General features: G+C 53.4%; 49 protein-coding genes, 1 tRNA gene and 1 pseudogene. 20 read left to right on the plus strand and 31 right to left on the minus strand.

Annotated elements, in window-relative coordinates; all coding sequences use genetic code 11:
* Nucleotides 1-593: 593 nt before the first annotated feature.
* Entirely contained in the window at nucleotides 594-962 is a 369-nt protein-coding gene (locus JCM16161_RS12435; protein WP_054856053.1) for a hypothetical protein, read from the plus strand.
* Nucleotides 962-1967, plus strand: a pseudogene (kae1, locus tag JCM16161_RS12440) (N(6)-L-threonylcarbamoyladenine synthase Kae1). The gene JCM16161_RS12435 and the pseudogene kae1 overlap by 1 nt, the downstream one beginning before the upstream one ends.
* 87 nt (nucleotides 1968-2054) lie before the next feature.
* Here the strand turns inward: kae1 and JCM16161_RS12445 are convergent.
* Together JCM16161_RS12445 and JCM16161_RS18975 are read right to left on the minus strand one after the other, a co-directional pair.
* Nucleotides 2055-2561, minus strand: coding sequence for a type IV pilin (locus JCM16161_RS12445; protein ID WP_243671642.1), 507 nt, complete (start codon nucleotides 2559-2561; stop codon nucleotides 2055-2057).
* A 319-nt stretch (nucleotides 2562-2880) separates the two neighbouring features.
* Entirely contained in the window at nucleotides 2881-3129 is a 249-nt protein-coding gene (locus JCM16161_RS18975) for a hypothetical protein (RefSeq protein WP_243671643.1), read from the minus strand.
* Between the two features lie 189 nt (nucleotides 3130-3318).
* Between JCM16161_RS18975 and JCM16161_RS18980 the strand changes: the two genes are divergently transcribed.
* From JCM16161_RS18980 to JCM16161_RS12480, 7 genes are all read left to right on the plus strand, one after another.
* On the plus strand, nucleotides 3319-3981 hold the full coding sequence (locus JCM16161_RS18980; protein ID WP_243671644.1) for an alcohol dehydrogenase catalytic domain-containing protein: 663 nt from the start codon (nucleotides 3319-3321) through the stop codon (nucleotides 3979-3981).
* A gap of 69 nt (nucleotides 3982-4050) precedes the next feature.
* A complete protein-coding gene (locus tag JCM16161_RS18985; RefSeq protein ID WP_243671645.1) occupies nucleotides 4051-4344 on the plus strand; it encodes a zinc-binding dehydrogenase in 294 nt (97 codons plus the stop codon).
* Complete coding sequence (locus tag JCM16161_RS12455; RefSeq protein WP_054856054.1) at nucleotides 4331-4951, plus strand: CPBP family glutamic-type intramembrane protease; 621 nt, start codon at nucleotides 4331-4333, stop codon at nucleotides 4949-4951. Before JCM16161_RS18985 ends, JCM16161_RS12455 begins: the two co-directional genes overlap by 14 nt.
* Before the next feature lie 191 nt (nucleotides 4952-5142).
* On the plus strand, nucleotides 5143-5907 hold the full coding sequence (locus JCM16161_RS12460) for a prenyltransferase (RefSeq protein ID WP_243671646.1): 765 nt from the start codon (nucleotides 5143-5145) through the stop codon (nucleotides 5905-5907).
* Between the two features lie 50 nt (nucleotides 5908-5957).
* Nucleotides 5958-6034, plus strand: a tRNA-Arg gene (locus JCM16161_RS12465).
* A gap of 286 nt (nucleotides 6035-6320) precedes the next feature.
* Nucleotides 6321-6995, plus strand: a complete 675-nt coding sequence (locus tag JCM16161_RS12475; protein WP_054856056.1) for a hypothetical protein — start codon at nucleotides 6321-6323, stop codon at nucleotides 6993-6995.
* Nucleotides 6996-7125: 130 nt separating this feature from the next.
* Entirely contained in the window at nucleotides 7126-7422 is a 297-nt protein-coding gene (locus JCM16161_RS12480) for a hypothetical protein (protein WP_054856057.1), read from the plus strand.
* A gap of 106 nt (nucleotides 7423-7528) precedes the next feature.
* Here JCM16161_RS12480 and JCM16161_RS18990 read toward each other — a convergent pair whose 3' ends face one another.
* The 22 genes from JCM16161_RS18990 to JCM16161_RS19020 form a co-directional block, all read right to left on the minus strand.
* The gene (locus JCM16161_RS18990) at nucleotides 7529-7687 is read right to left on the minus strand and encodes a hypothetical protein (protein ID WP_243671647.1); all 159 of its coding nucleotides are present in this window, start codon (nucleotides 7685-7687) and stop codon (nucleotides 7529-7531) included.
* 23 nt (nucleotides 7688-7710) lie between these two features.
* Nucleotides 7711-8184, minus strand: a complete 474-nt coding sequence (locus JCM16161_RS12485; RefSeq protein WP_054856058.1) for a hypothetical protein — start codon at nucleotides 8182-8184, stop codon at nucleotides 7711-7713.
* Nucleotides 8185-8344: 160 nt separating this feature from the next.
* Nucleotides 8345-8620, minus strand: coding sequence for a hypothetical protein (locus JCM16161_RS12490; protein WP_054856059.1), 276 nt, complete (start codon nucleotides 8618-8620; stop codon nucleotides 8345-8347).
* A gap of 98 nt (nucleotides 8621-8718) precedes the next feature.
* Nucleotides 8719-9180, minus strand: coding sequence for a hypothetical protein (locus JCM16161_RS12495; RefSeq protein ID WP_054856060.1), 462 nt, complete (start codon nucleotides 9178-9180; stop codon nucleotides 8719-8721).
* 28 nt (nucleotides 9181-9208) lie between these two features.
* Nucleotides 9209-9691: a hypothetical protein gene (locus JCM16161_RS12500; RefSeq protein ID WP_054856061.1), complete on the minus strand. Its 483-nt coding sequence runs from the start codon at nucleotides 9689-9691 to the stop codon at nucleotides 9209-9211.
* A 27-nt stretch (nucleotides 9692-9718) separates the two neighbouring features.
* On the minus strand, nucleotides 9719-10015 hold the full coding sequence (locus JCM16161_RS12505; RefSeq protein ID WP_054856062.1) for a hypothetical protein: 297 nt from the start codon (nucleotides 10013-10015) through the stop codon (nucleotides 9719-9721).
* A 4-nt stretch (nucleotides 10016-10019) separates the two neighbouring features.
* Nucleotides 10020-10292, minus strand: coding sequence for a hypothetical protein (locus JCM16161_RS12510; RefSeq protein ID WP_054856063.1), 273 nt, complete (start codon nucleotides 10290-10292; stop codon nucleotides 10020-10022).
* 56 nt (nucleotides 10293-10348) lie between these two features.
* Complete coding sequence (locus JCM16161_RS12515; protein ID WP_054856064.1) at nucleotides 10349-10696, minus strand: hypothetical protein; 348 nt, start codon at nucleotides 10694-10696, stop codon at nucleotides 10349-10351.
* 4 nt (nucleotides 10697-10700) lie between these two features.
* Complete coding sequence (locus JCM16161_RS12520; RefSeq protein WP_054856065.1) at nucleotides 10701-11117, minus strand: hypothetical protein; 417 nt, start codon at nucleotides 11115-11117, stop codon at nucleotides 10701-10703.
* Nucleotides 11118-11144: 27 nt separating this feature from the next.
* Nucleotides 11145-11585 carry a Flp pilus assembly complex ATPase component TadA gene (gene tadA, locus JCM16161_RS12525; protein WP_243671648.1) on the minus strand — a complete coding sequence of 147 codons (441 nt, stop codon included), beginning with the start codon at nucleotides 11583-11585 and terminating at the stop codon, nucleotides 11145-11147.
* Entirely contained in the window at nucleotides 11551-11901 is a 351-nt protein-coding gene (locus JCM16161_RS12530; protein WP_054856067.1) for a hypothetical protein, read from the minus strand. Before JCM16161_RS12530 ends, tadA begins: the two co-directional genes overlap by 35 nt.
* Nucleotides 11889-12059, minus strand: a complete 171-nt coding sequence (locus JCM16161_RS18995; RefSeq protein WP_243671649.1) for a hypothetical protein — start codon at nucleotides 12057-12059, stop codon at nucleotides 11889-11891. The genes JCM16161_RS12530 and JCM16161_RS18995 overlap by 13 nt, the downstream gene beginning before the upstream one ends.
* Nucleotides 12060-12138: 79 nt before the next feature.
* The gene (locus tag JCM16161_RS12535) at nucleotides 12139-12567 is read right to left on the minus strand and encodes a hypothetical protein (RefSeq protein WP_054856068.1); all 429 of its coding nucleotides are present in this window, start codon (nucleotides 12565-12567) and stop codon (nucleotides 12139-12141) included.
* A 423-nt stretch (nucleotides 12568-12990) separates the two neighbouring features.
* Nucleotides 12991-13143, minus strand: coding sequence for a hypothetical protein (locus JCM16161_RS19000; RefSeq protein WP_243671650.1), 153 nt, complete (start codon nucleotides 13141-13143; stop codon nucleotides 12991-12993).
* 13 nt (nucleotides 13144-13156) lie between these two features.
* Nucleotides 13157-13330 carry a hypothetical protein gene (locus JCM16161_RS19005; RefSeq protein ID WP_243671651.1) on the minus strand — a complete coding sequence of 58 codons (174 nt, stop codon included), beginning with the start codon at nucleotides 13328-13330 and terminating at the stop codon, nucleotides 13157-13159.
* The gene (locus JCM16161_RS12540) at nucleotides 13330-13563 is read right to left on the minus strand and encodes a hypothetical protein (RefSeq protein ID WP_054856069.1); all 234 of its coding nucleotides are present in this window, start codon (nucleotides 13561-13563) and stop codon (nucleotides 13330-13332) included. The genes JCM16161_RS19005 and JCM16161_RS12540 overlap by 1 nt, the downstream gene beginning before the upstream one ends.
* Before the next feature lie 187 nt (nucleotides 13564-13750).
* Nucleotides 13751-14122 (minus strand): hypothetical protein, encoded by a 372-nt coding sequence (locus JCM16161_RS12545; protein WP_054856070.1) that lies wholly within the window; start codon nucleotides 14120-14122, stop codon nucleotides 13751-13753.
* A gap of 76 nt (nucleotides 14123-14198) precedes the next feature.
* A complete protein-coding gene (locus tag JCM16161_RS12550) occupies nucleotides 14199-14588 on the minus strand; it encodes a hypothetical protein (protein WP_243671652.1) in 390 nt (129 codons plus the stop codon).
* An 80-nt stretch (nucleotides 14589-14668) separates the two neighbouring features.
* Nucleotides 14669-14980, minus strand: a complete 312-nt coding sequence (locus tag JCM16161_RS12555) for a hypothetical protein (protein ID WP_054856072.1) — start codon at nucleotides 14978-14980, stop codon at nucleotides 14669-14671.
* A gap of 146 nt (nucleotides 14981-15126) precedes the next feature.
* Nucleotides 15127-15279: a hypothetical protein gene (locus tag JCM16161_RS19010; protein WP_243671653.1), complete on the minus strand. Its 153-nt coding sequence runs from the start codon at nucleotides 15277-15279 to the stop codon at nucleotides 15127-15129.
* 115 nt (nucleotides 15280-15394) lie between these two features.
* The gene (locus JCM16161_RS19015) at nucleotides 15395-15550 is read right to left on the minus strand and encodes a hypothetical protein (protein ID WP_243671654.1); all 156 of its coding nucleotides are present in this window, start codon (nucleotides 15548-15550) and stop codon (nucleotides 15395-15397) included.
* A complete protein-coding gene (locus JCM16161_RS19020; protein ID WP_243671655.1) occupies nucleotides 15538-15699 on the minus strand; it encodes a hypothetical protein in 162 nt (53 codons plus the stop codon). Before JCM16161_RS19020 ends, JCM16161_RS19015 begins: the two co-directional genes overlap by 13 nt.
* A 225-nt stretch (nucleotides 15700-15924) precedes the next feature.
* Here JCM16161_RS19020 and JCM16161_RS12560 point away from each other — a divergent pair, with 225 nt between their 5' ends.
* The 4 genes from JCM16161_RS12560 to JCM16161_RS19025 all read left to right on the plus strand — a co-directional run bounded on the left by JCM16161_RS12560 (nucleotide 15925) and on the right by JCM16161_RS19025 (nucleotide 17134).
* A complete protein-coding gene (locus JCM16161_RS12560) occupies nucleotides 15925-16113 on the plus strand; it encodes a hypothetical protein (RefSeq protein WP_054856073.1) in 189 nt (62 codons plus the stop codon).
* 11 nt (nucleotides 16114-16124) lie between these two features.
* Nucleotides 16125-16553, plus strand: coding sequence for a hypothetical protein (locus JCM16161_RS12565; RefSeq protein ID WP_054856074.1), 429 nt, complete (start codon nucleotides 16125-16127; stop codon nucleotides 16551-16553).
* Nucleotides 16554-16778: 225 nt separating this feature from the next.
* On the plus strand, nucleotides 16779-16985 hold the full coding sequence (locus JCM16161_RS12570; protein ID WP_054856075.1) for a hypothetical protein: 207 nt from the start codon (nucleotides 16779-16781) through the stop codon (nucleotides 16983-16985).
* Nucleotides 16982-17134, plus strand: a complete 153-nt coding sequence (locus tag JCM16161_RS19025; RefSeq protein WP_243671656.1) for a hypothetical protein — start codon at nucleotides 16982-16984, stop codon at nucleotides 17132-17134. Before JCM16161_RS12570 ends, JCM16161_RS19025 begins: the two co-directional genes overlap by 4 nt.
* A gap of 21 nt (nucleotides 17135-17155) precedes the next feature.
* Here JCM16161_RS19025 and JCM16161_RS19030 read toward each other — a convergent pair whose 3' ends face one another.
* From JCM16161_RS19030 to JCM16161_RS12585, 3 genes are all read right to left on the minus strand, one after another.
* Nucleotides 17156-17317 (minus strand): hypothetical protein, encoded by a 162-nt coding sequence (locus tag JCM16161_RS19030; RefSeq protein ID WP_243671657.1) that lies wholly within the window; start codon nucleotides 17315-17317, stop codon nucleotides 17156-17158.
* A 322-nt stretch (nucleotides 17318-17639) separates the two neighbouring features.
* Nucleotides 17640-17828, minus strand: a complete 189-nt coding sequence (locus tag JCM16161_RS12580) for a hypothetical protein (protein WP_054856077.1) — start codon at nucleotides 17826-17828, stop codon at nucleotides 17640-17642.
* 5 nt (nucleotides 17829-17833) lie between these two features.
* On the minus strand, nucleotides 17834-19075 hold the full coding sequence (locus tag JCM16161_RS12585) for a hypothetical protein (protein ID WP_243671658.1): 1242 nt from the start codon (nucleotides 19073-19075) through the stop codon (nucleotides 17834-17836).
* A gap of 78 nt (nucleotides 19076-19153) precedes the next feature.
* Between JCM16161_RS12585 and JCM16161_RS12590 the strand changes: the two genes are divergently transcribed.
* The 6 genes from JCM16161_RS12590 to JCM16161_RS12605 all read left to right on the plus strand — a co-directional run bounded on the left by JCM16161_RS12590 (nucleotide 19154) and on the right by JCM16161_RS12605 (nucleotide 22060).
* Nucleotides 19154-19468, plus strand: coding sequence for a hypothetical protein (locus JCM16161_RS12590; RefSeq protein WP_054856079.1), 315 nt, complete (start codon nucleotides 19154-19156; stop codon nucleotides 19466-19468).
* Nucleotides 19420-19944 carry a hypothetical protein gene (locus JCM16161_RS12595; RefSeq protein ID WP_243671659.1) on the plus strand — a complete coding sequence of 175 codons (525 nt, stop codon included), beginning with the start codon at nucleotides 19420-19422 and terminating at the stop codon, nucleotides 19942-19944. The genes JCM16161_RS12590 and JCM16161_RS12595 overlap by 49 nt, the downstream gene beginning before the upstream one ends.
* Entirely contained in the window at nucleotides 19935-20075 is a 141-nt protein-coding gene (locus JCM16161_RS19035; protein ID WP_243671660.1) for a hypothetical protein, read from the plus strand. Before JCM16161_RS12595 ends, JCM16161_RS19035 begins: the two co-directional genes overlap by 10 nt.
* A 93-nt stretch (nucleotides 20076-20168) precedes the next feature.
* Nucleotides 20169-20504, plus strand: a complete 336-nt coding sequence (locus JCM16161_RS12600) for a hypothetical protein (RefSeq protein WP_054856081.1) — start codon at nucleotides 20169-20171, stop codon at nucleotides 20502-20504.
* Between the two features lie 345 nt (nucleotides 20505-20849).
* Nucleotides 20850-21008: a hypothetical protein gene (locus JCM16161_RS19040; RefSeq protein ID WP_243671661.1), complete on the plus strand. Its 159-nt coding sequence runs from the start codon at nucleotides 20850-20852 to the stop codon at nucleotides 21006-21008.
* Complete coding sequence (locus tag JCM16161_RS12605) at nucleotides 21005-22060, plus strand: hypothetical protein (protein ID WP_054856082.1); 1056 nt, start codon at nucleotides 21005-21007, stop codon at nucleotides 22058-22060. Before JCM16161_RS19040 ends, JCM16161_RS12605 begins: the two co-directional genes overlap by 4 nt.
* Nucleotides 22061-22257: 197 nt before the next feature.
* On the opposite strand, the gene JCM16161_RS12610 is transcribed toward JCM16161_RS12605, so the two are convergent.
* A complete protein-coding gene (locus tag JCM16161_RS12610; protein WP_054856083.1) occupies nucleotides 22258-22911 on the minus strand; it encodes a thermopsin family protease in 654 nt (217 codons plus the stop codon).
* Nucleotides 22908-23153 (minus strand): hypothetical protein, encoded by a 246-nt coding sequence (locus JCM16161_RS12615; RefSeq protein ID WP_054856084.1) that lies wholly within the window; start codon nucleotides 23151-23153, stop codon nucleotides 22908-22910. Before JCM16161_RS12615 ends, JCM16161_RS12610 begins: the two co-directional genes overlap by 4 nt.
* A gap of 82 nt (nucleotides 23154-23235) precedes the next feature.
* Here JCM16161_RS12615 and JCM16161_RS12620 point away from each other — a divergent pair, with 82 nt between their 5' ends.
* On the plus strand, nucleotides 23236-23490 hold the full coding sequence (locus JCM16161_RS12620) for a hypothetical protein (RefSeq protein ID WP_054856085.1): 255 nt from the start codon (nucleotides 23236-23238) through the stop codon (nucleotides 23488-23490).
* Nucleotides 23491-23533: 43 nt separating this feature from the next.
* Here JCM16161_RS12620 and JCM16161_RS12625 read toward each other — a convergent pair whose 3' ends face one another.
* A complete protein-coding gene (locus tag JCM16161_RS12625) occupies nucleotides 23534-23809 on the minus strand; it encodes a hypothetical protein (RefSeq protein WP_054856086.1) in 276 nt (91 codons plus the stop codon).
* An 86-nt stretch (nucleotides 23810-23895) separates the two neighbouring features.
* Nucleotides 23896-24081: a hypothetical protein gene (locus tag JCM16161_RS12630; RefSeq protein WP_054856087.1), complete on the minus strand. Its 186-nt coding sequence runs from the start codon at nucleotides 24079-24081 to the stop codon at nucleotides 23896-23898.

Here is a 24081-nt window from a genome sequence, read left to right on the forward strand (position 1 = left end):
AACAAAAACAATAAAACGCAACAATCATTAGGCCGCTGACGGTTGTTATGTAGCCGCTGTACTGAACGCCGACTGCGCTCGGTAGTTGCCCTGTGCATGTGAAGTTTGCGCTTTTTCCTTTATCCGTACCGCTAATTACTGTGGCAGTCGCGTGATGCTTGAGCTTGAGAACGTTATTTGTACTGTATCATCAGCGCCTGCCGATATTGGCAGTGGGTTCTGACCAGACGCTAAACTCCATCTCCTCGGGCTTGAACCCTCCTCTCCACGGCATTATCCTTGTTGTCATAGGCTCGAAACCGCTTGGGTAGGGCGTTATCTTCGTGAATATTATGGGTACACCAACCTCCTGGCAGCGCTAATGGCGGTATTCAGAGCCTCTGAAACTCATCCTTATTGAATATGCCGTTAAACAATGCCCTATGCACATCCCAAACCACAAGGACTGAATTACTCGGTTTCAGTAATTCCCTGAGTACGTCAGGGCTAACCATACATCACCCATAATCAAACCTCGGATTTAAACATTGCCCACTCAATTGCCGTGTGTAGTAAGTTTAATTACTCAATGCGCGGGCAGTAGAGTTACAGGCATGGGCCTGATTGAATGCATAATTGTTAATGCACTGAGGAGGCTTGGCAGGGTGAGCATGGATAGGCTGGCCAAGATAGTATTCCTCATAGATAGGTTGGGGGGATTCGAGGTATTTAATTGGGATAGGATTGACCTGGTCCTAACGAGCCCAGAGTTCATAAGCGTTATTGAGAGACTAACAAAGACGGGTGTTATTAAGACCGTGGGTGACTTCGTAATTCCCCCGGATAATAACTACGACCCAGGGTGCGGCTGGCTCGAGAACTCTGTGAAGTCCGCAATTGAATACGTGATTAATAAGTATGGTGGGTTAAGTGATGGTGAGTTGGATGACGTTATTGACTCAATAATGGAGGGTGTCTATTAATGACGCTGGTGCTTGGCATCGAATCCACGGCACACACCTTCGGCGTTGGGATTGCCAGTGAGGACGGGGTGTTAATCAACATTAACGATACATACACGCCGCCGCAGGGCGTGGGCATACACCCGAGGGTTGCCGCTGACCACCACGTGGTGGTGGGGCCAAGACTACTCAGCGAGGCCCTGAGGAGACTTGGCATTGGTATTAGGGACATTGATGCCGTGGCCTTCTCCATGGGCCCAGGGTTAGGCCCAGCCTTAGGTCGGTGCTACCCTGGCGAGGGCAATAGCCATTAAGTACGGCAAACCACTGGTTCCGGTGCACCACGGCGTTGCGCATGTCGAGGTAGCCAGATGGTCGGTCAGGTTTAGGGACCCGCTGGTCCTACTCGTGTCTGGCGGGCACACAATGGTCATCGCACACTCTGGGAGGACTTACGGGGTTTTTGGTGAGACGATAGACATGGCCGTGGGCAATGCCCTAGATTACTTCGCGAGGAGTGTTGGTCTGCCAAACCCCGGCGTGCCACATCTGGAGGAGTGCGCGGAGAGGGGTAGTAGGTACATACCACTCCCATACACTGTTAAGGGGCAGGACGTATCCTTCTCCGGGCTAGTGGAGGAGGCCCTAAGACTCGTTAGGAGGGGCATCGCGCTGCCCGACGTGTGCCTAAGCCTAATCGAGACCGCGTACTCAATGCTAGGCGAGGTTGTCGAGAGAGGACTAGCACTGACAGGTAAGAAGGAGCTACTACTGGCGGGTGGCGTGGCAAGGAGTAAGAGGCTTAGGTCCATAATGGAGTGGATAGCCAATGAATTTAACGCAAAACTAGGCATAGTACCGCCAGAGTACGCGGGGGACAACGGAGGAATGATAGCATTAACTGGGTTACTAGCTTACAAAAGCGGAATCACCATAGACCCAACCGAAGCAGTGACAAAACAAAGATGGAGACTAGACGAAGTAAAGACACCTTGGTTCGGAAACGAACCCTGGTTCAACAAATAACCACAAAACATCAAAGCGAGAGAACAAATGATAAAGAAAAATAAAGGAATCGAAATTTTAACGAGACCTTTTAAGGCATTAAGCTCATTATGAGCTTGCCGTTACTGTGAATGGGTATGTCTGGCCACTGACCGTAGTTATGTAACCGCTGTATTGAACACCAACCTGGGCGGCTTGATAGCCGCTACATGTTGATGTTAACGACTGTGAAGCACCATTTAGATATACTGCTGATACGCCAGTGAAGTTGCCATTAGCTATACTTAATATTATCTTTACTTGCACTCCCTGTGTACCAGCAGGTATCTGAAGCGGGCTTGAGAATACGCATGATAGGCTTCCAAGTGTGAAACCGTTAATGCCTATGCCGCTGCTCGATGGATTACTAATCAAAAGCGTTAAGTTAGCAGAGGTACCAGAGCTAACGCCAGTAAGGCCAACAGCCTGTACCTGTAGTGTTGCTGTTTTGCTTGCTGAGCCTGCTAGTCCGAAGACCCACACTGCGACTGCCACGGCTAGTGCTATTGCCACGGCTATGAGTATTATTGTTGCTACTACGTTGGAGATACCCTTTCTATTCATTTTTGTTGTCATACGGCATAGCTTCTTTCAACTACTTAATAAGTGCTCACAGGCGTGTGGGTTAATACTTTCTATTCCAGAAAAACTCTTTCTACAGCCATAGAATCACGAAATGCCCAATAAACCAATGTATTGGCTTCACGGGTCTGCCCCTTCTTTGTGTTGATTAATTCATTATTTGGTTTCAATTACTTCTCCCCATTTAATTCAATTTCTTAACTAATATTTAAGGGAATTAATTAGTAACCGGCTCATTGCAGGATTGTGTTGTTAATGCCGTAGAACCCCATCGACGCGGCTATATTACCGACCACAGCCATGAACTTCATGATTATGAAAACCGCCATAAACCACCTGAGCATTGGGAACCTAAGCATTGCCAGGTATATGCTGGCCACCGCGGCTCATAGGCGATGAAGGCTAGGGCTGCCGCCAGGTAATTGCTGAGGTGCATGGCGGTTGCGTAGTAATTGAGTTCTTGAAGCCCGAACAGGGAGAATACCAAGTAACTCGTTGCGAGGTCGAGCGCGTTGGCGAGCGTGGCCATGAGGAATAGCTCTACCTGCCTATCAACATTCATTATCGCATTCTCTTTCTACGCGCGAAATATAAAAGACTTGTTGAGAAGTTATGAGTAATTACGTTGTTAGTTCTTTGTAGAATTGTTGAGAAGAGATAGAAATCATGGAATAGAAAAAGAAACACAGCTAGACCATTTTGGAGCACGCCCAATGCTTAAATCCCTGGCCTAACCACGGGCTTACCAGGTATGTGGGCTGTTGGTTTCGAGAAACATGGAGACCCCGGCGTACTTAAGGTCATGGAGCTTCCAGACCCCAGGCCAGGGCCTAGGGAGGTCATTATTAGGGTTTTGGCGACCTCATTAAATAGGATCGACACCATTGTACGTAGGGGATACCCGGGTATACCCGTTAAGCTACCTCACGTACCCGGCGCCGACATAGTTGGCTACATAGAATCCGTAGGGCCTGACACGGACCTTGGTGAGTTTAGGGTTGGGGACTTGGTCCTGGTTAGTAATGTGTGGGGTTGTGGTTCGTGTAGGTTCTGTAGGGTTGGTATGGAGGACCACTGCCAATCATGGACCATGCCTGGATTCCACGTTTGGGGTGGTTATGGGGAGTTGGTTAGGGTCCCTGTTAGGGCCCTGGTAAGGGCGCCCAAGGAGATGACCATTAATGAATTGGCCGTACTACCGCTGGCCTATGGTGTTTCCTGGAAGGCCCTGAGGGTTGCCAATGTCGGCTCTGGCGACTGGGTGCTGGTGTTGGGAGGCTCGGGTGGTGTTGGTACGGCATTAACGATACTGGCCAAGGCATTGGGTGCCAGGGTAATCGCGGTCACTACAAGGCCCAGCCTACTTAAGTCCCTGGGCGCGACGTGGTCGTCGGCTATGATAGGGAGGAGTTAATGAATGCTGTTAATGAGAATACTGAGGGTGGCGTCGACGTTGCCATAGACAGTATTGGCGATACCCTGCATGGCCTTGGACGCCATTAGGCCGGGGGGTACGGTAGTCACGTTTGGGGTTCTTGGGAGGTCATCCACTCTACAGATCGACATTAGGAAATTCTACCTAAGGCACACGCGGTTGATAGGCATTCACAATGCGGCTAAGTCCTACCTTAGGGAGGCCATTGAATTCATGGTTAGTAGGGGTGTGAAGCCATTCATAAGTAGGGTGGCCACGGTTAAGGAGGCGCCATCACTCCATGAGTTAATGGAGAGCAGGGGTGTGGTTGGTAAGGTGGTGATGATTCATGAATGGGACTAGGGCTAAGACCGTGGTTTACGCAGTGCTACCCCTGGTCCTATGGCCACTTTCCTTCGATGTGTTTAGTAGGTACTTCGTCTATGGCATGGCACTATCAACGTTACTTCTTGGCTCACTGTCCCTTTTCTGGTTCAGGGATAGGCTTCGGTGGTTTAGGATTAACGTTGCAATGGCCATAATCCTCGGCCTCCTCATGTCCGGAATTCTGTACGTAATATTCATCGGCGGTTACGCAATGCTTAGGTACATGGGCCTCGCCGGCTATGTCGTTCTCGTTTATAAAATGGTTAGGGAAATGACCAATGCCTATGCCTTATCCATTGCCCTGGTGCTCATTGGATTCATGGAGGAGGTCTACTGGAGGGGTGGTCTTCAGGAGTTGGCGAGGGGCTTGGGCAGGGTCTTTAATAGGGAGCCCTGGGTAGCATCAATGATTTATTACACGCTGGTCCACATATCCACGCTAAACCCAGCCTTAATCGCCGGGGCATTCGCAGTTGGGTTGGTTAATGGTGTACTCGCCGATAAGGCCGGCCTCGCGACATCAATAATTACGCACATACTTTGGCTCGAGCTAATGATGGTCCTCCTCCCGCTAGTTCCGTAACAAGCAGTTATAGTTATTTTACTTAATATAGAAAATAATGCTTTTAAATAATTAATAATTAAATTGAATATTAATGAATAAGGGCGATATCCTCGGACTCATTAGGCCTGGAGCCTATTAATGACTGTAGCGATATCCCTAGTTGGCATTGGCTATGCTACTACCTTGGGCTTTACCACGGCCTGAGGATCATGTACTCAATATTGGCTGTGACGGGTGTATTACTGCTTCATGCCAGTGTTAACGTGCTTAATGATTACTACGACTTCATGCACGGCGTTGACAGCCCCAATTCACCAACGGCCGTTTATAGGCGTCAGCCGTTGGTCATGGGTACCGTAAGTCCATCATTCGTTAGGAACCTTGGGTTTTCATTAATAATCGCTGGGTCCTCAATCGGCGTGTACCTAACGATAATGGAGGGCTACTTAATATTGGTGCTTGGCCTTCTCGGTGTGTTCCTACTATATGCATACATCGGTCCGCCATTCACGCTTAAGTATAGGGGGCTTGGTGAATTATCCGTGGCACTCACCTGGGGCCCATTACTAGTCAGTGGCTTCTTCGTGGCCGCATCCGGCGGCTCACTACCACCCAGCACGCTCTTAATATCACTGCCGCCACTCTTCATAATGTTCTCGATAATATACGCAAATAATTATAGGGATAGGGAGTACGATGCCAAGGCCGGTATTAAGACACTGGCCATGCTAACGGCTAGGCATGGTTACGGAATTTACCTAGGCTCATTAATAACCGCGTACGTGATCAACGTGGTACTGGTGATCATGGGTGTAATACCATTCACAACGTTGGCCACGTTATTAACCATAGCCCTAATACCAGGGCTCGCCAAGGCGTTCAGGGGCAATGCCCATGACATAGACGCGAAGACAGGACTACTATACACAATATACTGCCTAATATATGGAGTAGCCCTAATGATGCCGAGGTAGGGTAACGAAGCCCAATAAAAACTTAATATATTCCCAAAAATAGTAATCTTCGGCCCGTAGCTCAGCCCGGTAGAGCGGCGGCCTCCGGAGCCGTAGGTCGTGGGTTCAAATCCCACCGGGCCCGCCACTTTCCCATTCAATCTCTAATTAATCATCACCATAATCATTCCCGATACCCATGTCAGCCATTCTCGGAAGACTTAAATACATGCTTGCCAGCCAATGAGTGGCAGGCCCATGGTTGATTGCCAACACATTGCCATTGGGGAAATTAACAACGAGCAGAGGCTATTAATCCTTAATTACTTAATTAACACTAAGGGCGTTAAGCCCGTGACCTCGGCGTCACGCATGACTATATTAGCAAGGTTAGGCGCGGCGCCGCTAGGGTCGGTGATGGCTTATTGTGCTCAATGCTCAAGTTACTAACGATTGAGGAGCTGCAGGCATTGCTCAGGGGCTGGGTACCTGAGAAGAGGGCCACACTCAGTGATGCCCTTAGGGTCATAATAACGGCTAGGGAGGACCCAAGCTTCAGGGAGCAGTTCCTGGCCTTGTTGTCGAGGTATCTTGGCGATTATGTTCAGAGCCTGGGCAAGACTTGGCACGTGACTCAGGATGATGTTGAGGCTTATGTCAAGGCAATGAGGCTCAAGGGAGTCAAGGAGAAGACGCTTCGTGACAGGCTTTACTACATCCAGCGGGCCCTGTCCGAGTTGGATTGGGTCCTTAGCCCCGAGGGTATTCGTGATTACCTTGCCGAGGTTCTCGAGGAGGATGGGCATAACGTGGCCAGGCACATCTCGGCAAGCCTAAAGTCCCTACTGAAGAACGTCCTACAGCCAAAGGACCCAGGACTATTCGGCATCCTCTATAACAGCTTCAAGGTCATTAAGTCCAGGCCCAGTAATAGGGCCAGGCTACCAACAATTGAGGAATTAAGGCAGATACTCCAGGGGATTGAGTCAATTGAGGCTAAGACATACTTCATCATCCTTGCGGAGACTGGACTAAGGCCAGGAGAGCCCTTCTTAGTTACAATGGATGACGTGGATCTTGAGCATGGTAGCTACGCATTGGCAAGGTGACTGAAACTAAGAGGGCTTTCGTGGCATTCCTGAGACCAGAAACCCTCGAGTTCATTAAGGGGCAGTACCTGCAGGCGTGAGCGATTCCTAGGCAGTATTGAGAATGCATGGCGCGCAACGCCATGGATGAATGATGAGCCATAGCCAGGGCAAAGAGCAAGTTCCTACCCTTCGACCAATCAAGCTTAGGAGGGAGATTAAGGAGGCCGCCAAACAAGTCCTTAACAGGGATTTTGAGCTTTACGAGCTGCGTAAGTTCTTCGCAACCTGGATGATAAGCCAGGGAGTGCCCGAGTCGATTGTGAACACCCTGCAGGGAAGGGCACCACCAACCGAGTACCGAGTCCTCATTGAGCACTACTGGTCACCGAGGCATGAGGAGTTGCGCCAGTGGTACCTCAAGCACGCACCATGCCTATTATGCTAGCCTCTTCAGTCCTCGAGGCCAAGCCTCCTCAAGGTCTGCCTCGAGAATGCCCAGTATAAATCACGCTCATCAAAGCACTTGACGCTACCCCTATCCTCAATGGGCTTTACCACCCTAGCCAGCGCCCTAGCCTCCTAAGTCGGGCTTGGTTAATGGCGTTAGCCACTTGAGCCTCAACCTCATCGAGCCATTTCCTAAGTCCCTCAATGTCATTCCTCATGAGGTAATCCCTCACGGTTTTAATAATCGATAGCCTATCCATCATTACCCCATTGGGGCAGTTTTTAATTAGAATGGCTTCCTGAGGGGTAGCCTTGGAGCCTGCCTCTGGGCCCTCGCGACTTCGTACTCATTCCTCGCAATCGCCACAATAGTCTCACGCCACTGCCTAAAGAACTTGTCCTGGGGCACGTCATACTTAATGGCTAGGTCCTTCATGTAGTCAGTAATGTAGTGGACTGCTGGGGAGTAAGGCAATACGTAGGTCCCCCTCATTGGGGCTCCCCGGGACTTCAACTCATTAGCCGTGTTATCACCGGGCAGTGCCTGGCTAACTATTAGGAAGACGTCAGGCGTGGGCACGCCCATTTGGGCTCGTTGGTTAATCACCGCACTCACTAGCTCGAGCACCTCCATTGCCTCGTCCTGGTGCGTCGAGCCAGCCTTAACGACTACATTCACGACCCTAGCCATCATTAGTACTGCCCATGCCAGGGGCTTGAATATCGTGCTTGGCACGTCAATCATGACTAGGCTTGGCATGTAACGGCCTAGCCTGTTAATAATGAGCTCGGCAACATCATTATACAGTGCCCACCCAACCTGTCAGGGTCGTTACCCATTTTCGAGAGTAGGTAGGAGAGTGCCCAGTCAATGCGGTGCGCCTCAATGGTCCCAGAGGGTATTAGGGCTATTTGCTGGACTAGGCTTGGCGTGATGTCAGGGCTCGAGTCCTGGTACGGGTAGTACTTAGCAGTAATGTAATTCCAGAAGCCGTTAGTACGCAGTGGTGGTACGCCGAGGAGTTTTGATAGTGTACTATTGGCTCCATAGGCGAGGTCGATGAGGCCAATAGTCCCGTAGGCACTGCCCGCCTGGCCGAGGCGTAGGCCATATTAGCCGTAACCGTGCTAGTCCCAACCCCACCCTTACCACCGGCCAGGTTCACAATGATTGGAATATTGATCGCCAGCTCCACGGTTGGTCGGCTTGAAGGGCTTTTTAATTAGGGTGGTGGGGAGGAAAAGAAAAGAGGAATTGATTGTTTTTAAGGGGCATGCCCCGCCCTAAAGGGCCTTACCCATTAATATAGCCCGTGAATGACTTGCCACTGGGGCTTGTGGCAATGACCTCATAGGCACTGCCCAAGCCGCAGGTGCCAGTTAGTTGTATTGTGACGGCGCTCCCTGGGTTTATTACCTGCCTACCCCAGCTCGTGAATGAGCCACTGGAGTTGTAAATCGTTAGGGAGCAACCAGTGGGTAGTGTGCCTGGTAGTGCTAGTAGCTTGTTACCGCTTGGGTCGTAGATTGTTACGCTCGTTATCGTCACCGTACCGCCACTGGCCGTTAGTTGTATATTGGCGCCCTGGGTGCCGATTAGGTTACCGCTTATCGTCACCGTACCCATGTTCGCCACGGTCCTCGACATTGGCCCATAGACCAGGAACGCGATTACCAACCCTATAACCACCACTACGACACCGACTATTAACCACAGCATGTTCCCCAGTTCACCAGCCCTCGCCCTATCGACCATATTGGTCGATTACGGAGACCCAAACCCCTTAATTAGGCCCCCTCAATCTTAGTGCCGGCACGACATTCCTAGCGTCAGTGACCGTGAAGGAGCCCCTCAGGGGCTCTAGGTTAAGGGCTAGGCGAGCATAATCAATCACCACCTTCGAGAGGCTCCCCCTCAATTCACCACTCCATTGCCTCGGGTCCTCGGTGGTTAGGCGTACGAAGGCGTACATGTAGGCTAGAACAACCTCGGGCATTATGCCGAGGCTTAAGCCCCACTTGATGGCGTCCTCAATACTATCCTCACTGAAGTAGGGGCTTAATAGCCTAATTAATTCCTCGCAAACGCGCTTATTCTCCCTACCACAGTACTTTGCCAATCGCCTCGTATTAACCCTTACCGGCTTTAGGCGTAGCCTGAGGCTAGTCCTTCTTAACCTACCATTGGCTAGCATGCCGGCGACTTGCTCAATGCCTGTGGCGTATTGGGTGATTACCCGAAGGGCCCTCTCATCAAGCCCCGCCATTGCCGGCAATAGCCGGCAATGCCCTAATTAGGGCTGGTACTTACTCCTGATGACTCTTACCCAGGGGTTGTCCTCAAAGGGCATTGCTTCATTTTGGCTTGGCCTCTGGGGCTCTGGAGTGCCAGAGCCAATTGGCACTGGGGCGCTAGTGGCTTGTGGCGCCGGGCCTCTGGAGGCTAGGTAAGCTTCCAACGCCTCATTAATAATGTCGCTAATCGTCCTACCCTCATTGAGGGACTTTAGTACCAATGCCGTGTAGAGGCTTGGCTTGACATAGACTCGAACAAGCCTGTAGCCGAGCTTTTTATAACCACGCCTGGGCATGCCCTCACCTTGGGCAGGACACTGAGAGGCTCCCGCTTGGAGCCAGGTAGGCTAGGCAGGGCCCGCACTGGTAGACGCCGGACTCATTCGCCGGTGTTATAATATACCCCTGCGGGCACTCCAGAGTATTATTGACTATTGGTGGCGACCAAGACCTAATAGCCGATGCCCAGGCCCTCGCCTGGGCAGTCCCAATGTAAATCATCATCATGTAGGCTAGGAGGGCTATTGTAATGGCTAGGAATACCAAGCCAACAATTAGGGCTAGGCTCGCCATCGCCTGACTAGGGCTTGAGGGCTTTAATTAGTGCCCCGCTAATAGCGGGGCTTAGGTCAGTACACCAACGGGCGGACTTGGAGTATTAACAATATAGATGCAGTACCTATAGGGCGCTGGAACTGTGCCGACACCGCATTGGTACGGGGCTGGTGGTGGTACGGCCTGGCCATTGGCGAGTACAATGGCTTGATGGGTGTTGGAGCCCAAGTCCAGACGACCTCGACATAGTACTCATCACCACTCGTGTGTAGTACGGCAACCATTGTTGTTTCCACCCTAGTCATTGCCAGGACGCCACCAATACTACCACTAATCCCCCTGGCAATCCCAATGAATAGTATCCCAAGGATTATTATTAGGGCCATACTAAGGACTACCCAGGGGATGAACTCGCTAGGCATTTAATCACCTAGTTGAGTTCGTACTATTCACTGCCATTATTAACGCCCTGAGTAGGGCATTATCCTCGTTTAGGGTCTGGTTCACCGCCCTTAATTCCCAAGCCACTTGATTCATTAATTCATTATTCACTACCAAAGTCTGGTTAAGGCTAGTAATGACTTGGCCAGTCTGGTTGAGGGCGTAGGCGTTGATTAGTGTTGCATTCCCAAGCCACTCAATAATGCCCAGAGTCCTATTGGCTAGGGTCGTATAATTCCTTGCCAGGGCATTGTACTGGCTAATACAGAATATTGTGGTAGTCCTGTAGTACATGGCGATATTATAATTCGCGAGGCTTGAGGCCAAGCCTATAATGGCTAGCACCCAGCCTAGGACGGCTATTCCAACCAGGAGCCATGCCCTGGCTCCATAGAGCTCCATACTGATCGTGTTATTGCCGGTAACGACTTAATTAGGCCCGCCATAGCGTGGTCCTCCAGCATTAATGACCTGGCACTGCGCCAGGCACTCGATTGAGCCGGTCTCCACCACACACCTCGTGTCAGCCCACATTCGGGTGATTAGGCTATAGTCATCGGGGTTGATTGCCAACTCCCCTAGGTAGTTCAGGAATAATTCAGGGAGTGGCCTTGTAAAGTCAGCCCTCCTCGGCACGTGAACCTCCACGACCCTCTTATTCTCCATCCTCACTGCAATAATGAACTCCCTAACCAAGTAATCAGCCCTCTTGACGCCAAGCCTCTCGAGCCTATCAATAAGCTCCTCGAGGCTACCAGCGTGTAGGTTCGTAGCCCCACCATGACCACTCGTCACGGCCCTAACCCAGGCTTTAGCATCCCCTGGGTTCAGGACCTCATTCACAAAAATGAACTGGGCCCCAGTCCTCATGGCGTCGGCAATCAACTCGGCTTGGTAATGGCCCTAGCCCCAAGGCCCGTGCTAGCCTAGTATTGAGGACGTTGAACGTCCTGTTTGGCAGTACCCTGAACTCATCAACGTCCTGTACCGCCACTACCCTCACCCAGGGTGGGTAGGTATTCATTATGGCAGCCGTTAGTGTGGTCTTCCCACTACCCATTGGCCCGTAGACTAGCACGCCCCTCGGCTCCCCATCAATCGAGTAGGGCTTCACGCCTAGTGAAGCCAGGAGTATTTTACCGGCGAGCTCGGCATCAATACTGCCACTCGAGATTAGCCTGCCCAAGTGCCAGGCTTCTCCGGGTGCTTCCTGAAGGCCAATGTGTAGCCCGAGACTGGCTTTGCATGCATTGTTACCCTAAGCCTAAGCCCAGCGTCAGTTGCCATTCCCCTTGGATTAAATGCCGTGACTGGAGTCCCAGTCCTCTCGCTAGCCCTATTCATTATGTAGGCATTGAATGTGAGGGCCTCCCCACTGGACTCACTAACCTCCCCAGTGAGGAGGCTTATGATTTTGGCAGGCCTAGTCCTCGCCTCGGCTAATTGGCACTTGTTTGGCGTGATAATTACTGGGTGGTAGCGTCCCCAAAGCCCCTGGCCCTAATGAAGACCCTTGGCAAGCCTCATTATCGGCCTCGTCAATGACTAGGTCCTGTAGTTCATCCCAGGCTAGTAGTGGCGTTATTACACCGTACTCCAGGATGAACCTCCTGGCAATGGCCAGGGCCTCGGTGGTTAATGCCTCAACATCCATGCCCCTCCCCAGCCTTGGGAGTGCCCTCAGTATTAGCCTTGGATTAGCCTCCAGTTTTCGCCAGGTCAAGCCCCTACTGAACCACTCCATGATTTTAGCCAAGTCAAGGCACTCGAGGTATTCTGGGTAGTTTAGGACGTCCCTCAGGTAGAACCTAACACCCTCTGGTTGCTCGATATAGAGTACTTCAGTCGCCACGCCACTTGGCGTGGCGATAGTGCCTAGCTATTAAGCCCCATTACACTGGGCCTATTGATTTTGAAGTCGAATGCCGTGTACATGGTAATCACCCTAAAGCGTGAAGAATGCGTGTAATAAGGACCAGGCGATAATGCCGGTAATGCCGGCTAATAGTGAGGCTGTCCTGTGGTCGAAGAGGCGTAGCCACCTGCAAACCCACTACCAATGATGGCGTAGTAGGCCTGTAGTGGTATGCCAGCGAGGGCCAAGCCGGAGTACTGGCTAGCCATAATGAGGGCTTTACTAGCACCACTCGTTATTATGGTACCATTATGTACCAGGTCAGGAAGCCACTGAAGCCGAGGCTAATACCGAGCATTAGGAGGGCGTAAACCATTACCAACCGCCTAGTACTACTGACAGCCGTTATGTAGAGGCCAACTAGAGTATTAGCCAGGAGACGTACTTCGGGGCACCAAGGCTCTTTGCATCAATCCATAACGGCCTTAGTAGCGCCTCGATTGGGGATAGATTCCTAAGTGGCGTGGGGACGGGCTTTGTGAGGAGCTCATTAAAGCTTGTGATAACCCTCAAGCAACGCTTGAGGCTAGGCGATAGTCACTAATGGTCCTGGGTAGTACGGCCAAGCCGTAGCTAATAAGCCAATTGGGTAGGCGAGGTTTGGGTGGCCGGTATAAGCCATTACCAGGCCAAGCCCGATGCCGAGGATTATGCCGATAATATCGAGTAGTGTGAGGCTTAGCCAGTGGTCTTTCGGCATTAGGAACCAGAGGGCGAAGCTATCAAGCCAAGCCCTAGTATTGTCAATGGGCCTATTTGGGCTAGGCCGAGGCCGGAGAAGACTATGAAGACTATGCTAATCATTGAAATAGCCTCCGCAAGGGCTGGGAGTAGGTCAGTGAATAGCCTAATATTGTGGCTAACAATATTGAAGAGCATTTGGAAGTAGGCATCCGGGCTAGCCCCACCCTCCATTGTCTTGGCGGTCCACACCAGGCTAGCCTCCTAATCGCCCTAGAGAATGCCTTCCCGGGTGGCGCGTTGAGTATTACATCCGCGTACCTCTCGTACTTCGTGCCCCTTGTAGCCTCGTACCAGCCCAGGATTGGGGCTTTTAGGGTGAAGCGTAGGTCATCGACGATGGTTGCCATTGGGTCTTGGTAGATTGGGCTTAGCCTCATTACCTACCACCAGTGGCAATGTCAATGAGTGGCCTGAGCCACTCTGGGCATGAGTCCCTAAGGTCCCTCAGTAGTGCCAAAACAGCCTGCTGGTTACTGGCGTACTTCGTAATGTACTCCAGTGCAATCGCCCTCGGGTCGTTCCCAAGGACTGCCCTGACCACGTGGACTAACTCGTCAATGGCTACTGCTGATTTTACGTACTCCCTATCCTTAGCCTCGCCAATCGCGAGGAGTTGGGCATAGAGCCTGTACCTGGCTACAGTATTATCGCTTATTGCCTCCTCCTGGCTTGGTATTGGCGTTGGCGCTTGGGGCTGGGGCTTCGCCCTGAGCAACTCGCCAAAGCCGGGCCTCTGGTTCGTACCCATTACTCGGCTCGGGGCCTAAGCCTTAATTAGGGCTGACCACGTACGTAATTCACGGACGACCCAAGGCGGTCACCAATTACGCCCCGCCCAGGGCGGGGCTGGGGCCCTCGAGCCACCTCCTAATCTCCTCAATGCCCGGCTCCAGGAGCGCCAGTCCCTTGCCAGGCACCACCTCGTACCTCATGGCCTTCCTGTAGTGATTCGTTAGCCTAGCCTTCTTAATAATCAACCACCTCTGCAACTCCTTAGTCCTCTCCGGCTCCTCAACCCACATGTGTATTATGGCATCAGCAATGTGCTCAGCACCAAAGCCGAAGGTCTCTCCCGTGGTTGGGGCGTATTGGTTGGTCATTATCACCGTGACGTTGGGGCGGTAAAGCCTCTGCCTGAGGCTGTATGTTACTAACCTAGCCATTGCCGGTGCGTGAGCCCACATCGGGGCTAGGGAGTCAATAATCACTAGCACGTCCTTCGTGACCCTACCCTCCTCCGCAATGCCGAGTGCCTCGTAGGCCCTCTCAATCGCTGAAACAACAACCTCGGCGCTCAGGGGTGACTTAGCCCTCCTGGGTCTCTCCTCATCCCCAGCCTGAGTAGTTCCCTATACTCCCTAGCCAACCCAAAGAGGTCTATGACTATGAGGTTCGTCTTCACGTCCTTGACCCTACCAGCAAGGACGTCGGCAAGGCTAACGGCATCGCTCAAGTCAATATTGAATTGACCTGCTTGGAGCATCACATCCCTGAACCTGGTCTCCGTGGAGACGAAGACCACGGGCATAGCACCAACATTGGCGCCGGCGGCCTGCATAGCCAGTATGCTCTTGCCGGTTCCCGCTCCCCAGTCACCAGGAGCCAATTACCCCTCGGCACACCGCCCTGCATCGCCATGTCAAGCCAATCAACGCCCAGGCTAACACGCCTTAACTCCCCAGCTCGCGGATGGCTTAGGCTGAGACTGCTGCGCCATGGGGGTCGGGCTAGGGGCATGGGCACTTAATTAGGTCAATAGGCCCTGGGCACAAGACCGCCTGTGGCTCGACCCCTCCCAACGGGCCTCTCCCTAAGGTACCTCGCAGTCCCGTACCTAATCATGAGCCACCTGGGGAAGTAACCAATGTATAGCTTGACGTCGCCGCCGATCCAGACCGCCTCCACGTTGAGGACTAGGCTTGACCTCTCGCTATGCCTAATGCCGAGTTTGGTTATTAGGCTCTTCGTGTACTCCCTGAGCCAGTTCCCGAAGCCGAGGCCGCGGCCCTAGCCCTAACCCTCACCGCCCTGGGCATGGGCTGTAGTAGCTCGGCACAACGTCATTGAGGACCTCACAGGGGCAGTAGGCCCTGTGCCTGGCCCCATCCCTAACAATGGCGTACTCCCCGAGGGTGGCCACGGCGTTGAAGGGCCTAGCCAGGGTTATCGGCCCCATGGTAGGGACCCAACCCTCAGCGCCATTAGGAACCCCTCAATCACGGTGTTGACCGGGTTCCCCGGCCTAACCGTAAGAACCACGATGCCCCTATGCCTCGTGGGGCTCGGAACCAGTGGCAGGCCGGCCCCACGTAGGAGCCTAACCAACTCACCCTCCCCACCACCCCTTATGCTTACGAGGACCCCCCCGCCACTCCATACGGCCCAGGCCCCTCCAGGGCCTAATTAGGGGTCCCGGCCGGTGGTTTGCGTGCCCGGCGAGTTAATGGTTAGGGTTAGGGAGTTGGGCATTAGGAGGGTGTTGAGTGGTTACCCACCGAGGATTGTCACCAACTACGGCGTTGCAGGGTAAACCCCAATGCCTGGAAGCAATTGAGGAGGTGGGTTGGGGGCAATATTGTTAGTGAGCACGTGAAGGCCAGGCCAGACCTATACGCCTGGCTAAGGCCCTGGAATGGCGAGTTATGGCTCTATAGGGTGCTACCGACGCCTACGTGGACTACCCACCGGGCCGGGTCATCGAGGCTGTACGCCGATTACTACCAAGTGCAGAGCCAATAAGGCTCGGGACATTGTACGGGAGACCGGAGCACATCGAGTTTGGGGCTAGGTATGCGGAGGCGGTCCTCGGCTATGGCGTTGATGGGGTCGTAAAGGGCCTCTGGGTCAGGGCCGGTGATGATGGGTATACTGCCATTAGGGTTAGGCCATTCATAGGCCTTGTTAAGGAGATAAGCGCCATAATCCTGCCGAGTAGGGTCAGTAGGAGGCTTCACATTGAGAGGGAGACGTCAATTGAGGAGCGTTTGAGGATTGACGTCGACGCCTCAATAGCAACATTGAGGGCATTCGACATTGAGGAGCTCACCAAGTACCCAGTCCCATTCACCGTGGTGAATAACATTGCCCGTAAAGTAAGGAACTTCGCCATTTACTGGCGTGAGGTTAGGGGCCTTGGCGAGAATGCCTACGCCCTGGCGATAGCCTCGGTAGGGCGTTAGTGAGTAGCTCTGGCGAGGCCAGGGAGAGGGTTGCGAGGTTGCTTGGGCAGCTGACGAGCGACCCAGCGAGGTTTATCAAGGCGTATAGTGAGGCTAGTAATGCGCCGGTTCAGGGGGATTAAGGCCCCGGCGGTGCCGGGGCCCCTCAACCACGCCCCAAGGCCCTAATTAAGGCCCCTGGGCGCCTCGGCTTATGCCCAGGCTGAGGAGCGGGCCATTGAGTGCGTGGCCAAGCACCTCTTCGGTGGTAATTACGACTTGGTTAGGCGCGTCGGGCTTGTCGGAGCCTACGGATTCATCAACGGCAGGCCAGTTACCCTACTAATCAGGGTTGAGGGGAGTATGAACTTCAACACGGCCAGTGAGTTCAGGCGTGTCTACTCCTTCGCCCAGGCCGGTACCGTGGTCATACTCCTGAGGACCGATTCGTGACCAGCGCAAACTTCGCCAGGGCGCTTGGGGAGGCCGGGTATAGGGTTGTCAGTATTACCATAAGCCTCGACGACGCCCTAGGCCTGGCGCTCTGCGATGATGATAGCCTCAAGCTGGTCCTGCAGGAGATAGGTAATGCCCTGGCGTGAGGGCGGGGCATCGCCCCGCCATTAATTCATGACATGAGGCTGAGCCTGGCTTTGGCTCGTCAATAACAACCGAGCCAACTCCTCAAGCGTCTCCTCAGCTCCCTGGTAGTCATCGTTAATGATCCTCTCCAGGTAATCCCTAAGTAGTAGCCTGGCCCTCTCCAGGGTTAACTCGCAGTTCATCGGTTTAAACGTCTCATTAGGCCTAATTAGTTGCTTCGTGCTGATTAGCCCATGCCCCTCCTGAGGATTAGGGGTGAGGTGCTTAGTATTGAGAAGTTGCTGGGGCTCCTCGGTAGATGATGAGGCGTACGTAAATGGGGATGAGGCATAATACACATGCCGGAGAGGGGACTCGTGATAACCCTCAGCAATGGCGTCATTGAGGTAATCACGGAGTTCGGGAACGCCAGCGAGGCGATCAGGCTACTGAGGGAGTTGAGGGCGTTCAACATCAGGGTTTTGCCGTAAACCCCGCCGTTGGCGGGGCCTACCTACTGACTAATCAATGCCGGGCCCGCCCCCAGGAGTAATAACTGCGATTAGGCTCATTGCCCGAGGAGCCTCCTAATGTACGTGATGAGCTATCCACCGTAAACAGGCCGCCAATCCCGGCGCCGGCGATTATGAATATGGTCGCGAGGAACCTCTGTACGTAGTCCCCGAGGTCCCTGAAGCCGTTAATCGCCCTCACGAGATTTACGACGCTGAGCCAGTAGCTGAGTAGCCAATCGGCGTGGCTGGGCTCCAGGCATTATTCAACACGCCGTAGAGCCTCACTAGACATGCTATATTACGCCTAGTACCATTAATGGTAATACTCCCTGGCGTGACGTTGATCACCAACTCCCTATAACCCACTGGGGTGGGGCTTGGTAGGCTGTAATTAATGCCCAGGCCACTCATGAACTGTGCTAGGGGCTGTATCGTATTGGTAAAGCCCGTGATGTTAACGGGCTCAAGCCAATTACTCGGCTTTACCGTGGCGTTGCAGGCGGTTACTGACTCATTCCCAACCCTAAGGAGGCTCGTGTTAGTACTGAAGCCACTGCCCCAGAGCCATATTGTGGTTGGCTCGGTAATGAGGGCGACGGCAGTCCCATTACCGAGGTTCACGGCTTGGACGCCGTAGTAGGCACCACAAACGCCGTTGGGGCACGTTATTGGGCTTAGGGCGGGGCTTGTGGTGATTGTGTAGACCTCAACGTGGACGAGGTCAAGGGCTCCGGTGGGGAGTATTACCGGCATGAGTGGTGTGGTGTAATTACTAACTGTATTATTGAGCCTGAGCCAGAGCCAGTAGGTGGTCGCATTACGCACTGGCTGTTCAAGGACTACTATCGTGGGTGTGAATCCAAAGCCCCACTGAGTGGTCACTAGGACGCCCGGCCTGTCGGCGGTGAATAGGGCTATTGAGTATATGCTGGGCATGTTGAGGGGGTAGGCGGTGGTGACTACGTGGAGCGAGGCGATTATTGGCTGTGCAACGCCCACCAACAGCCCCGAGGCTATCCCAATGTAGGCTATTAGGTAGGCCGCGTCCCCATCCCTGAGGCTAATGAGGAGGCTGGCCATGATGAGGACTGGGTAGTACTGATACATCACGTAGGCCACCTGGTAAATGGCTAGTACGAGCCAGAGGGCATTGTTAATTTTGAGCAGTAAATCCGCGAGTGCCCCAATGGCGTTGGTGCCTGCCCAGCCCATGCCAGTGGCAACCCCATTAATTATTTCGAGTGTGAGGCTCGTGCTCGTTACCGCCAGGGATATTGACTCGTACCCACCCGTGGGTGGCGGTGGTGGGTTCCCCGGCATGAGTGGTGCGGTGATGCCTATCACAATGCCTATTGCGATCAGGCCTGCAAACCGCCCAGGCTGAACCTGCGGGTGGTCAGCATGGCAAGTGCGGTAAGACCAACGGCCATCGCCAACAGCCCCCACTCAGGGGTTGGGGGTTGGCCCATGCCGGCTGGCCCGAGCCCACGCATCCCTAATTAGGGCGTGTTGCCAAGCCCGTCGATGACCGTGTCCGCGGATTGGCTCTACATCATCGCCTCAATCGCAGGCGCGGAGGTGCTCTACCTCGGCATTAGGTACCAATACTCGGGGCCTAGGTTCAGGCAGGAGGTTTGGGAGTGGGTTTGGTCCTACGTATTGGCTTGGGTCGCGGTGATCGGCGTCCTGGGCGCCTACCAGGGGGCGCCCGTCATGAGCCGGGTCATCGCCCAGGGGCTTGGGCTTCAGGCCCTACAACCGAGCCTAGGCACCATCGAGGGCTACATGGAGTGCACGGGCATGTCCTGGGCCTCTGGTACGCCGTCGTCACGGCGATGAGGGCCATTGGCAGTGTCGAGGTTGCTGGGCTTAGGCTCGGCATCTTCTCGGCGCTGGCTAGCTACCTCAGTACGATGACGAGCCTCCAGTGGGATGCCTATGAGGGCTTCGTGATCGACCTGTCAATACTCTACGTATTGACCGTGTTCTGGACGTACATGAACAGGTACGGCATCTGGATAATAACCACAAGCCTATTGATCCCACGCTCAACCAGGGGCTTGGGGGCCACATTCACAGCCTACTACCTGGTCCTCACGGTAATGCTCCCCGTAATGTACGGCATACTCAACGCGGAGTTACCCTACGTCCAGGTAATACCCTACTGCCAGGGGGCGGGCCTCTGCGACCCACTCCAGTACCTCCGTAGTGTTCCCGACCTCGTAAACCCAACGGTTTGGGGTGAGGTTGGGCAGTGCCTACTCCGTGACCTAGGCGCCGTAGGCTCCAGGGGCTTGGGAATGCGATGGGCATGAGCCCAGTCAGCGCCTTCCACGCCTTCACCTGGGACCTGTGGCTAGCCCTCTCCTACGCAATCACCTTCGCCATAGCCTCTACCTCGCCAGGCTCATTGACGCCGGCGCCTTCAGGCTACTGGAGGCCATAACCTAACCAGGGCCTGGGCTTGTCTACCTACCGCGCCATGGGCCAGTCCATTACCTGCGCATCACTAATTTAGTGCCGTTGGCGAGGCCTGGCGATGAGTGTACGGGCCCATCAACGAAGGGGTACTAGGCACCCAATTTGGCTTGTCGCTTGGGTCACTACGTTAGGCGTGCTCCTGGCCCTGGCCGTGTTCACAAGCCACAGTTGGCTTGGCCTGGCGAGGCACGTGACCTACGCCCTCATAGACTCGGTCATGGCCGCCCTCGCACTCCTGGTGGTACTCAGGGAGTGGAGGGGAGCGCTGGCGCTGGGTGTGGTGCTCCTGGTAATCGCCATGGCCGGCGCAGGCCTCAACACCGTAATTAGGCCATTATCATGGCTCCTAAGCCTCACCGAGTCAGTGCCGAGGTTATTCCAACCCACTGGCTAATTAAGTCCGTTCAACCCTAATCGACGACCGAGCATGAAGCTTGGGGAGCGCGCAATAGGACTGCTGGTAATGGCTTAGTACTGGCAATAACACTGGTAGTACTACTGCCAATAGGTGGGAGGCCAATAATGCCGAAGCCAGCACCACACGAGTTGGTGCCAATGATTGTTGGTGTACCAATCAGCGGTGGCCCGCCAATTTGGCTATGCCAACCAAGCCCGTTCGTAATGTGCCCAATGTAATACCATAATGCCCAGGTTCAAAGGTTAAAACCTCCGTGTTTTTCTATTCTATTCCACAATAAGGGCTAATTAGGCGGTACCGTGACTGGGGAATTGACCACATATGAAGCCAATAAGGACAATGGGGCTAGTTGGGATAGTACTAACGCTGGTACTAGCCGTAATAGCCAAGCCTGGCTTGGCAATGCTCTACTGGCGCTGGGGCGGTGTACCACACGTGGTTTTCGGCACGACTCCTACACCACGCCAACAAGTGGCTTGACAATAGTTTACCAGCAGAACCCAAGTGGCTTTGCTGGGCATGGCACTGCTTATAGGCCAAGCACTGGCGCCTACACGACCAGTGTTAATGCGCCGGTGAATACGTATGTAATCACGAGGACTATAACGAGGACGCAGGAAATAGTGTACCACACGTACACTATAATCACTAGGTACTACTACCCAGTCATAAGCTACATCACCCAGTACCTAATGACCTGGCAAACGCCACAGGGCATGTGCCAGAATGGGCTTTGTGGCGTGAACCCAAGCCTCCTAATACCAACCAGTGGCTTCACAATAAAGAGTAGTAACAGCCCTAACCAATGGGGCCACTACACATACATACCGGCAATAACGGCAGTATTCAACTACACGGGCTTTGGTTTACAAGTCATTGTAGCCTACAAACCCGTTATCACGGGCTGGAGCACAGGCACCTCAAGCTCAAGCTATACAACGGCAAGTACAAGCACCTTCACGACCTACAGCCAGCAGGTTAATACCTACACCCAGTACATCACCCAAACAACCACCACAACACCAACAGGCACACCACCCACCATTAACACTCAATTCATAAGCTACAATGGTGGTGGAGGCAATACACCGCAACCAGGGTCAAATGCTACTGTTTACTACCCAGTGTATAGTACTAGCCTCAACCTCTGGACTACTGCCCAGAAGGCACTACTCTTCACTGGGGCCTCGGTTGAGGACGCCATTGGCGATGCCCTGGGCTACATCGGCAGTGGCTTGTCCAGTGCCGGTACTTGGCTGGAGAGTACTAACAACCCAATTGGCCAAGCCCTTGGTGGCTTCCTCCAGTGGTTTGGTAATGGATTGGCCAGCATTGGTTATGACCTGGCGTCAGCGGGCAAGCTCGTTGGCCAGTACGCCCAGTGGCTGGGCACGAGTGGCAGTTGGGAGTCACTGCAAGTGAGCCCGGGGCAGAGCTACAATATTAGCCCGACCTATAGTACCACTTATAATGGCTGGGGTAGCCACTATTTAGTGGGCCCTTCAACATCTACCCAACGCCACAGCCAATAAGCCTCGGTTGGCCGTAAAGCCCCTGGGCTAGCCAGGGGCCCTCAAAATCAAAAACTCCTTTTCCCTCCTTTATCCTCACGTCAAGTGCTTGGTTGGCCGGCAAAAGGCATTTAAAGTAGTCCTGTAGAGGGAGTATGGCGGGGTGGGCTGGCCCCCTTGGCCTGCATACCCTGTCATCACTGTTCAGCACCGAGAGGTTAGCCCATCGGGCCTAGCCCCACCCCGCTCATCATAATGAGGCATTGCCTAGGGAGTAAAGCCTGGCGATGGGGCAAGGGGCGTTTCATTAACTGGCTCTGGCCAGGAGACGACTGCCCTACCATCGTCCCAATAAACCCAGGCATTGCTGACCCACTCACCAGTACCACCGCCAACACCAAAGCTCGGGCTGGTAGCCAGGCCGAGCCATTCCAGTAGTAGAGGGCTAGTATGATGTTTGCATTGGTGAAGTTCACGCCCTCCCAATTGCCATAACCACCAACCACTAGGGTTGTGTCACTACCAATTATTGTAGCATTACCCACTGGGTACTGGTAGTACCAATGGACGTTGAGGCCGTCAAGGCTGTAGCCGAAGTAGGCGATGCCATTGGCTATCCTTATGATGAGCCACCCGCAGGTGGCTCCATAAACAACAACACTATAGAGGGATACTGGGTTTGATTGGCATGATATTACACCATTACTCATAGTAGTGCATACAGGTGGTGACCAAGTGGCTTCAATGAAGCCTGGCTCCCCAACCCCATTCACCTCATACGCCTTTGTCGAGTATACGTCCTGTATCCAGTAGCCGTTGCTCAACTTGGCGTTGAGTTGTATTGAGTAGGTGTTTGGTATTGCCGTGTTCACGCAGTAGTAGCCCGCGAGGCAGTCGTGTTTGGCCCAATGTAGGCAATGCCGGCTGCCTGGTTTGTTACCCTCATCAAGCCCTGGGTTGGTTGTGGCTTTGGTGGTTGTGGGCTTGTTTGATTAGTGGCTTGGGTTTGGTGCGTGTGGGTTAGTAGGAGTATTATGCCTGCCCCAATGACTAGGGCTAGGGTGAGTAGGAATAGTCCGAGGAACACCAGGCCGATCACCCTCAGGACGCCCATTGACCGCCCTGAGTTTCGGCATTAATAACTCATATTAATAATTAACGGAATCACTAATTAGGTTTGTGCTGGGCTTAACCACGTGTCTGTTGAGTGCCTTGCGCAGGCCCTCTATGGTTTGCTCCACGGCTCGAGGGCAAGCACCTGGCTCTGGCCTGGCAGGGTGGTGAGGTTCATGGGCGTGTGTGGGGCGGGTAGCACAAGGCGCGTTAACTCACTGCTTGTGAGGCTCGCTGACATGGGCCTAATAACCAGGGTTGGGAGGCGTGGTGGGAGAGTCATGTACTGGTGCCCAGGGACTCGGAGCTCGCGGTCATGGCGAGGAGGCTGGAATTGAGCGAGTTCATCAGGTTCATGACCGAGTTACTGAGCGATGGTGACTAGGCCCCGGCAATGCCGGGGCTCAGGAACCCGAGGACATCACCCGGGGACTTGGCAATAATGGCTTTACCAGCCTCGATATAGGGCTTGACCCAGTCATAATAATCAGCCGGCTCTAGGATTATCAGCCTAGTCCTCTCGAAGGCCCTACTAACCAAATCCATACTAACATCAGGGTCAATGGCGTCAGTAATTATTATCGACTCACCATCGAGCTTACTAGCCAATTCAAGGGCCTTAACGATTGACGTGCCACCATCGGCAGTAAGCCTCAATAACGCCTCAATGGTAATTGAACCACTACCCAGGTCATGGACATCAACATCGAAGGCGTAGGCGTGGACATCACCATACCTAAGGATTAGCTGATGGCTAGGGCAGTGGCCACGCTGACCTTCTCCATGCCCGTGCCCGGCATAGGCTCACCCATTGAGCCCGAGCGGTCAATAATCACGTTGAATTTACGGCCACTAACACGCTCGAGGCCGTAATGAATAGTGGCTAGGCGTAAAGTCCTAACTGGCTCTGGAAGCATCAAGTCCTTCAC

This window comes from Vulcanisaeta sp. JCM 16161, from assembly GCF_001316285.1.

What these genes read in the sequence shown, in the direction of transcription:
- JCM16161_RS12435 (WP_054856053.1), top strand. Translation starts at nt 594, where the DNA reads ATGGGCCTGATTGAATGCATAATTGTTAATGCACTGAGGAGGCTTGGC.
- JCM16161_RS12445 (WP_243671642.1), bottom strand. Translation starts at nt 2,561, where the DNA reads ATGACAACAAAAATGAATAGAAAGGGTATCTCCAACGTAGTAGCAACA.
- JCM16161_RS18975 (WP_243671643.1), bottom strand. Translation starts at nt 3,129, where the DNA reads ATGAATGTTGATAGGCAGGTAGAGCTATTCCTCATGGCCACGCTCGCC.
- JCM16161_RS18980 (WP_243671644.1), top strand. Translation starts at nt 3,319, where the DNA reads ATGTGGGCTGTTGGTTTCGAGAAACATGGAGACCCCGGCGTACTTAAG.
- JCM16161_RS18985 (WP_243671645.1), top strand. Translation starts at nt 4,051, where the DNA reads ATGGCCTTGGACGCCATTAGGCCGGGGGGTACGGTAGTCACGTTTGGG.
- JCM16161_RS12455 (WP_054856054.1), top strand. Translation starts at nt 4,331, where the DNA reads ATGAATGGGACTAGGGCTAAGACCGTGGTTTACGCAGTGCTACCCCTG.
- JCM16161_RS12460 (WP_243671646.1), top strand. Translation starts at nt 5,143, where the DNA reads ATGTACTCAATATTGGCTGTGACGGGTGTATTACTGCTTCATGCCAGT.
- JCM16161_RS12475 (WP_054856056.1), top strand. Translation starts at nt 6,321, where the DNA reads ATGCTCAAGTTACTAACGATTGAGGAGCTGCAGGCATTGCTCAGGGGC.
- JCM16161_RS12480 (WP_054856057.1), top strand. Translation starts at nt 7,126, where the DNA reads ATGATGAGCCATAGCCAGGGCAAAGAGCAAGTTCCTACCCTTCGACCA.
- JCM16161_RS18990 (WP_243671647.1), bottom strand. Translation starts at nt 7,687, where the DNA reads ATGATGGATAGGCTATCGATTATTAAAACCGTGAGGGATTACCTCATG.
- JCM16161_RS12485 (WP_054856058.1), bottom strand. Translation starts at nt 8,184, where the DNA reads ATGCCAAGCCTAGTCATGATTGACGTGCCAAGCACGATATTCAAGCCC.
- JCM16161_RS12495 (WP_054856060.1), bottom strand. Translation starts at nt 9,180, where the DNA reads ATGGTCGATAGGGCGAGGGCTGGTGAACTGGGGAACATGCTGTGGTTA.
- JCM16161_RS12500 (WP_054856061.1), bottom strand. Translation starts at nt 9,691, where the DNA reads ATGGCGGGGCTTGATGAGAGGGCCCTTCGGGTAATCACCCAATACGCC.
- JCM16161_RS12505 (WP_054856062.1), bottom strand. Translation starts at nt 10,015, where the DNA reads ATGCCCAGGCGTGGTTATAAAAAGCTCGGCTACAGGCTTGTTCGAGTC.
- JCM16161_RS12510 (WP_054856063.1), bottom strand. Translation starts at nt 10,292, where the DNA reads ATGGCGAGCCTAGCCCTAATTGTTGGCTTGGTATTCCTAGCCATTACA.
- JCM16161_RS12515 (WP_054856064.1), bottom strand. Translation starts at nt 10,696, where the DNA reads ATGCCTAGCGAGTTCATCCCCTGGGTAGTCCTTAGTATGGCCCTAATA.
- JCM16161_RS12520 (WP_054856065.1), bottom strand. Translation starts at nt 11,117, where the DNA reads ATGGAGCTCTATGGAGCCAGGGCATGGCTCCTGGTTGGAATAGCCGTC.
- tadA (WP_243671648.1), bottom strand. Translation starts at nt 11,585, where the DNA reads ATGAGGACTGGGGCCCAGTTCATTTTTGTGAATGAGGTCCTGAACCCA.
- JCM16161_RS18995 (WP_243671649.1), bottom strand. Translation starts at nt 12,059, where the DNA reads ATGAATAGGGCTAGCGAGAGGACTGGGACTCCAGTCACGGCATTTAAT.
- JCM16161_RS19005 (WP_243671651.1), bottom strand. Translation starts at nt 13,330, where the DNA reads ATGCCGAAAGACCACTGGCTAAGCCTCACACTACTCGATATTATCGGC.
- JCM16161_RS12545 (WP_054856070.1), bottom strand. Translation starts at nt 14,122, where the DNA reads ATGGGTACGAACCAGAGGCCCGGCTTTGGCGAGTTGCTCAGGGCGAAG.
- JCM16161_RS19015 (WP_243671654.1), bottom strand. Translation starts at nt 15,550, where the DNA reads ATGGGGCCGATAACCCTGGCTAGGCCCTTCAACGCCGTGGCCACCCTC.
- JCM16161_RS19030 (WP_243671657.1), bottom strand. Translation starts at nt 17,317, where the DNA reads ATGAACTGCGAGTTAACCCTGGAGAGGGCCAGGCTACTACTTAGGGAT.
- JCM16161_RS12590 (WP_054856079.1), top strand. Translation starts at nt 19,154, where the DNA reads ATGACCGTGTCCGCGGATTGGCTCTACATCATCGCCTCAATCGCAGGC.
- JCM16161_RS19035 (WP_243671660.1), top strand. Translation starts at nt 19,935, where the DNA reads ATGGGCATGAGCCCAGTCAGCGCCTTCCACGCCTTCACCTGGGACCTG.
- JCM16161_RS12600 (WP_054856081.1), top strand. Translation starts at nt 20,169, where the DNA reads ATGAGTGTACGGGCCCATCAACGAAGGGGTACTAGGCACCCAATTTGG.
- JCM16161_RS19040 (WP_243671661.1), top strand. Translation starts at nt 20,850, where the DNA reads ATGAAGCCAATAAGGACAATGGGGCTAGTTGGGATAGTACTAACGCTG.
- JCM16161_RS12615 (WP_054856084.1), bottom strand. Translation starts at nt 23,153, where the DNA reads ATGGGCGTCCTGAGGGTGATCGGCCTGGTGTTCCTCGGACTATTCCTA.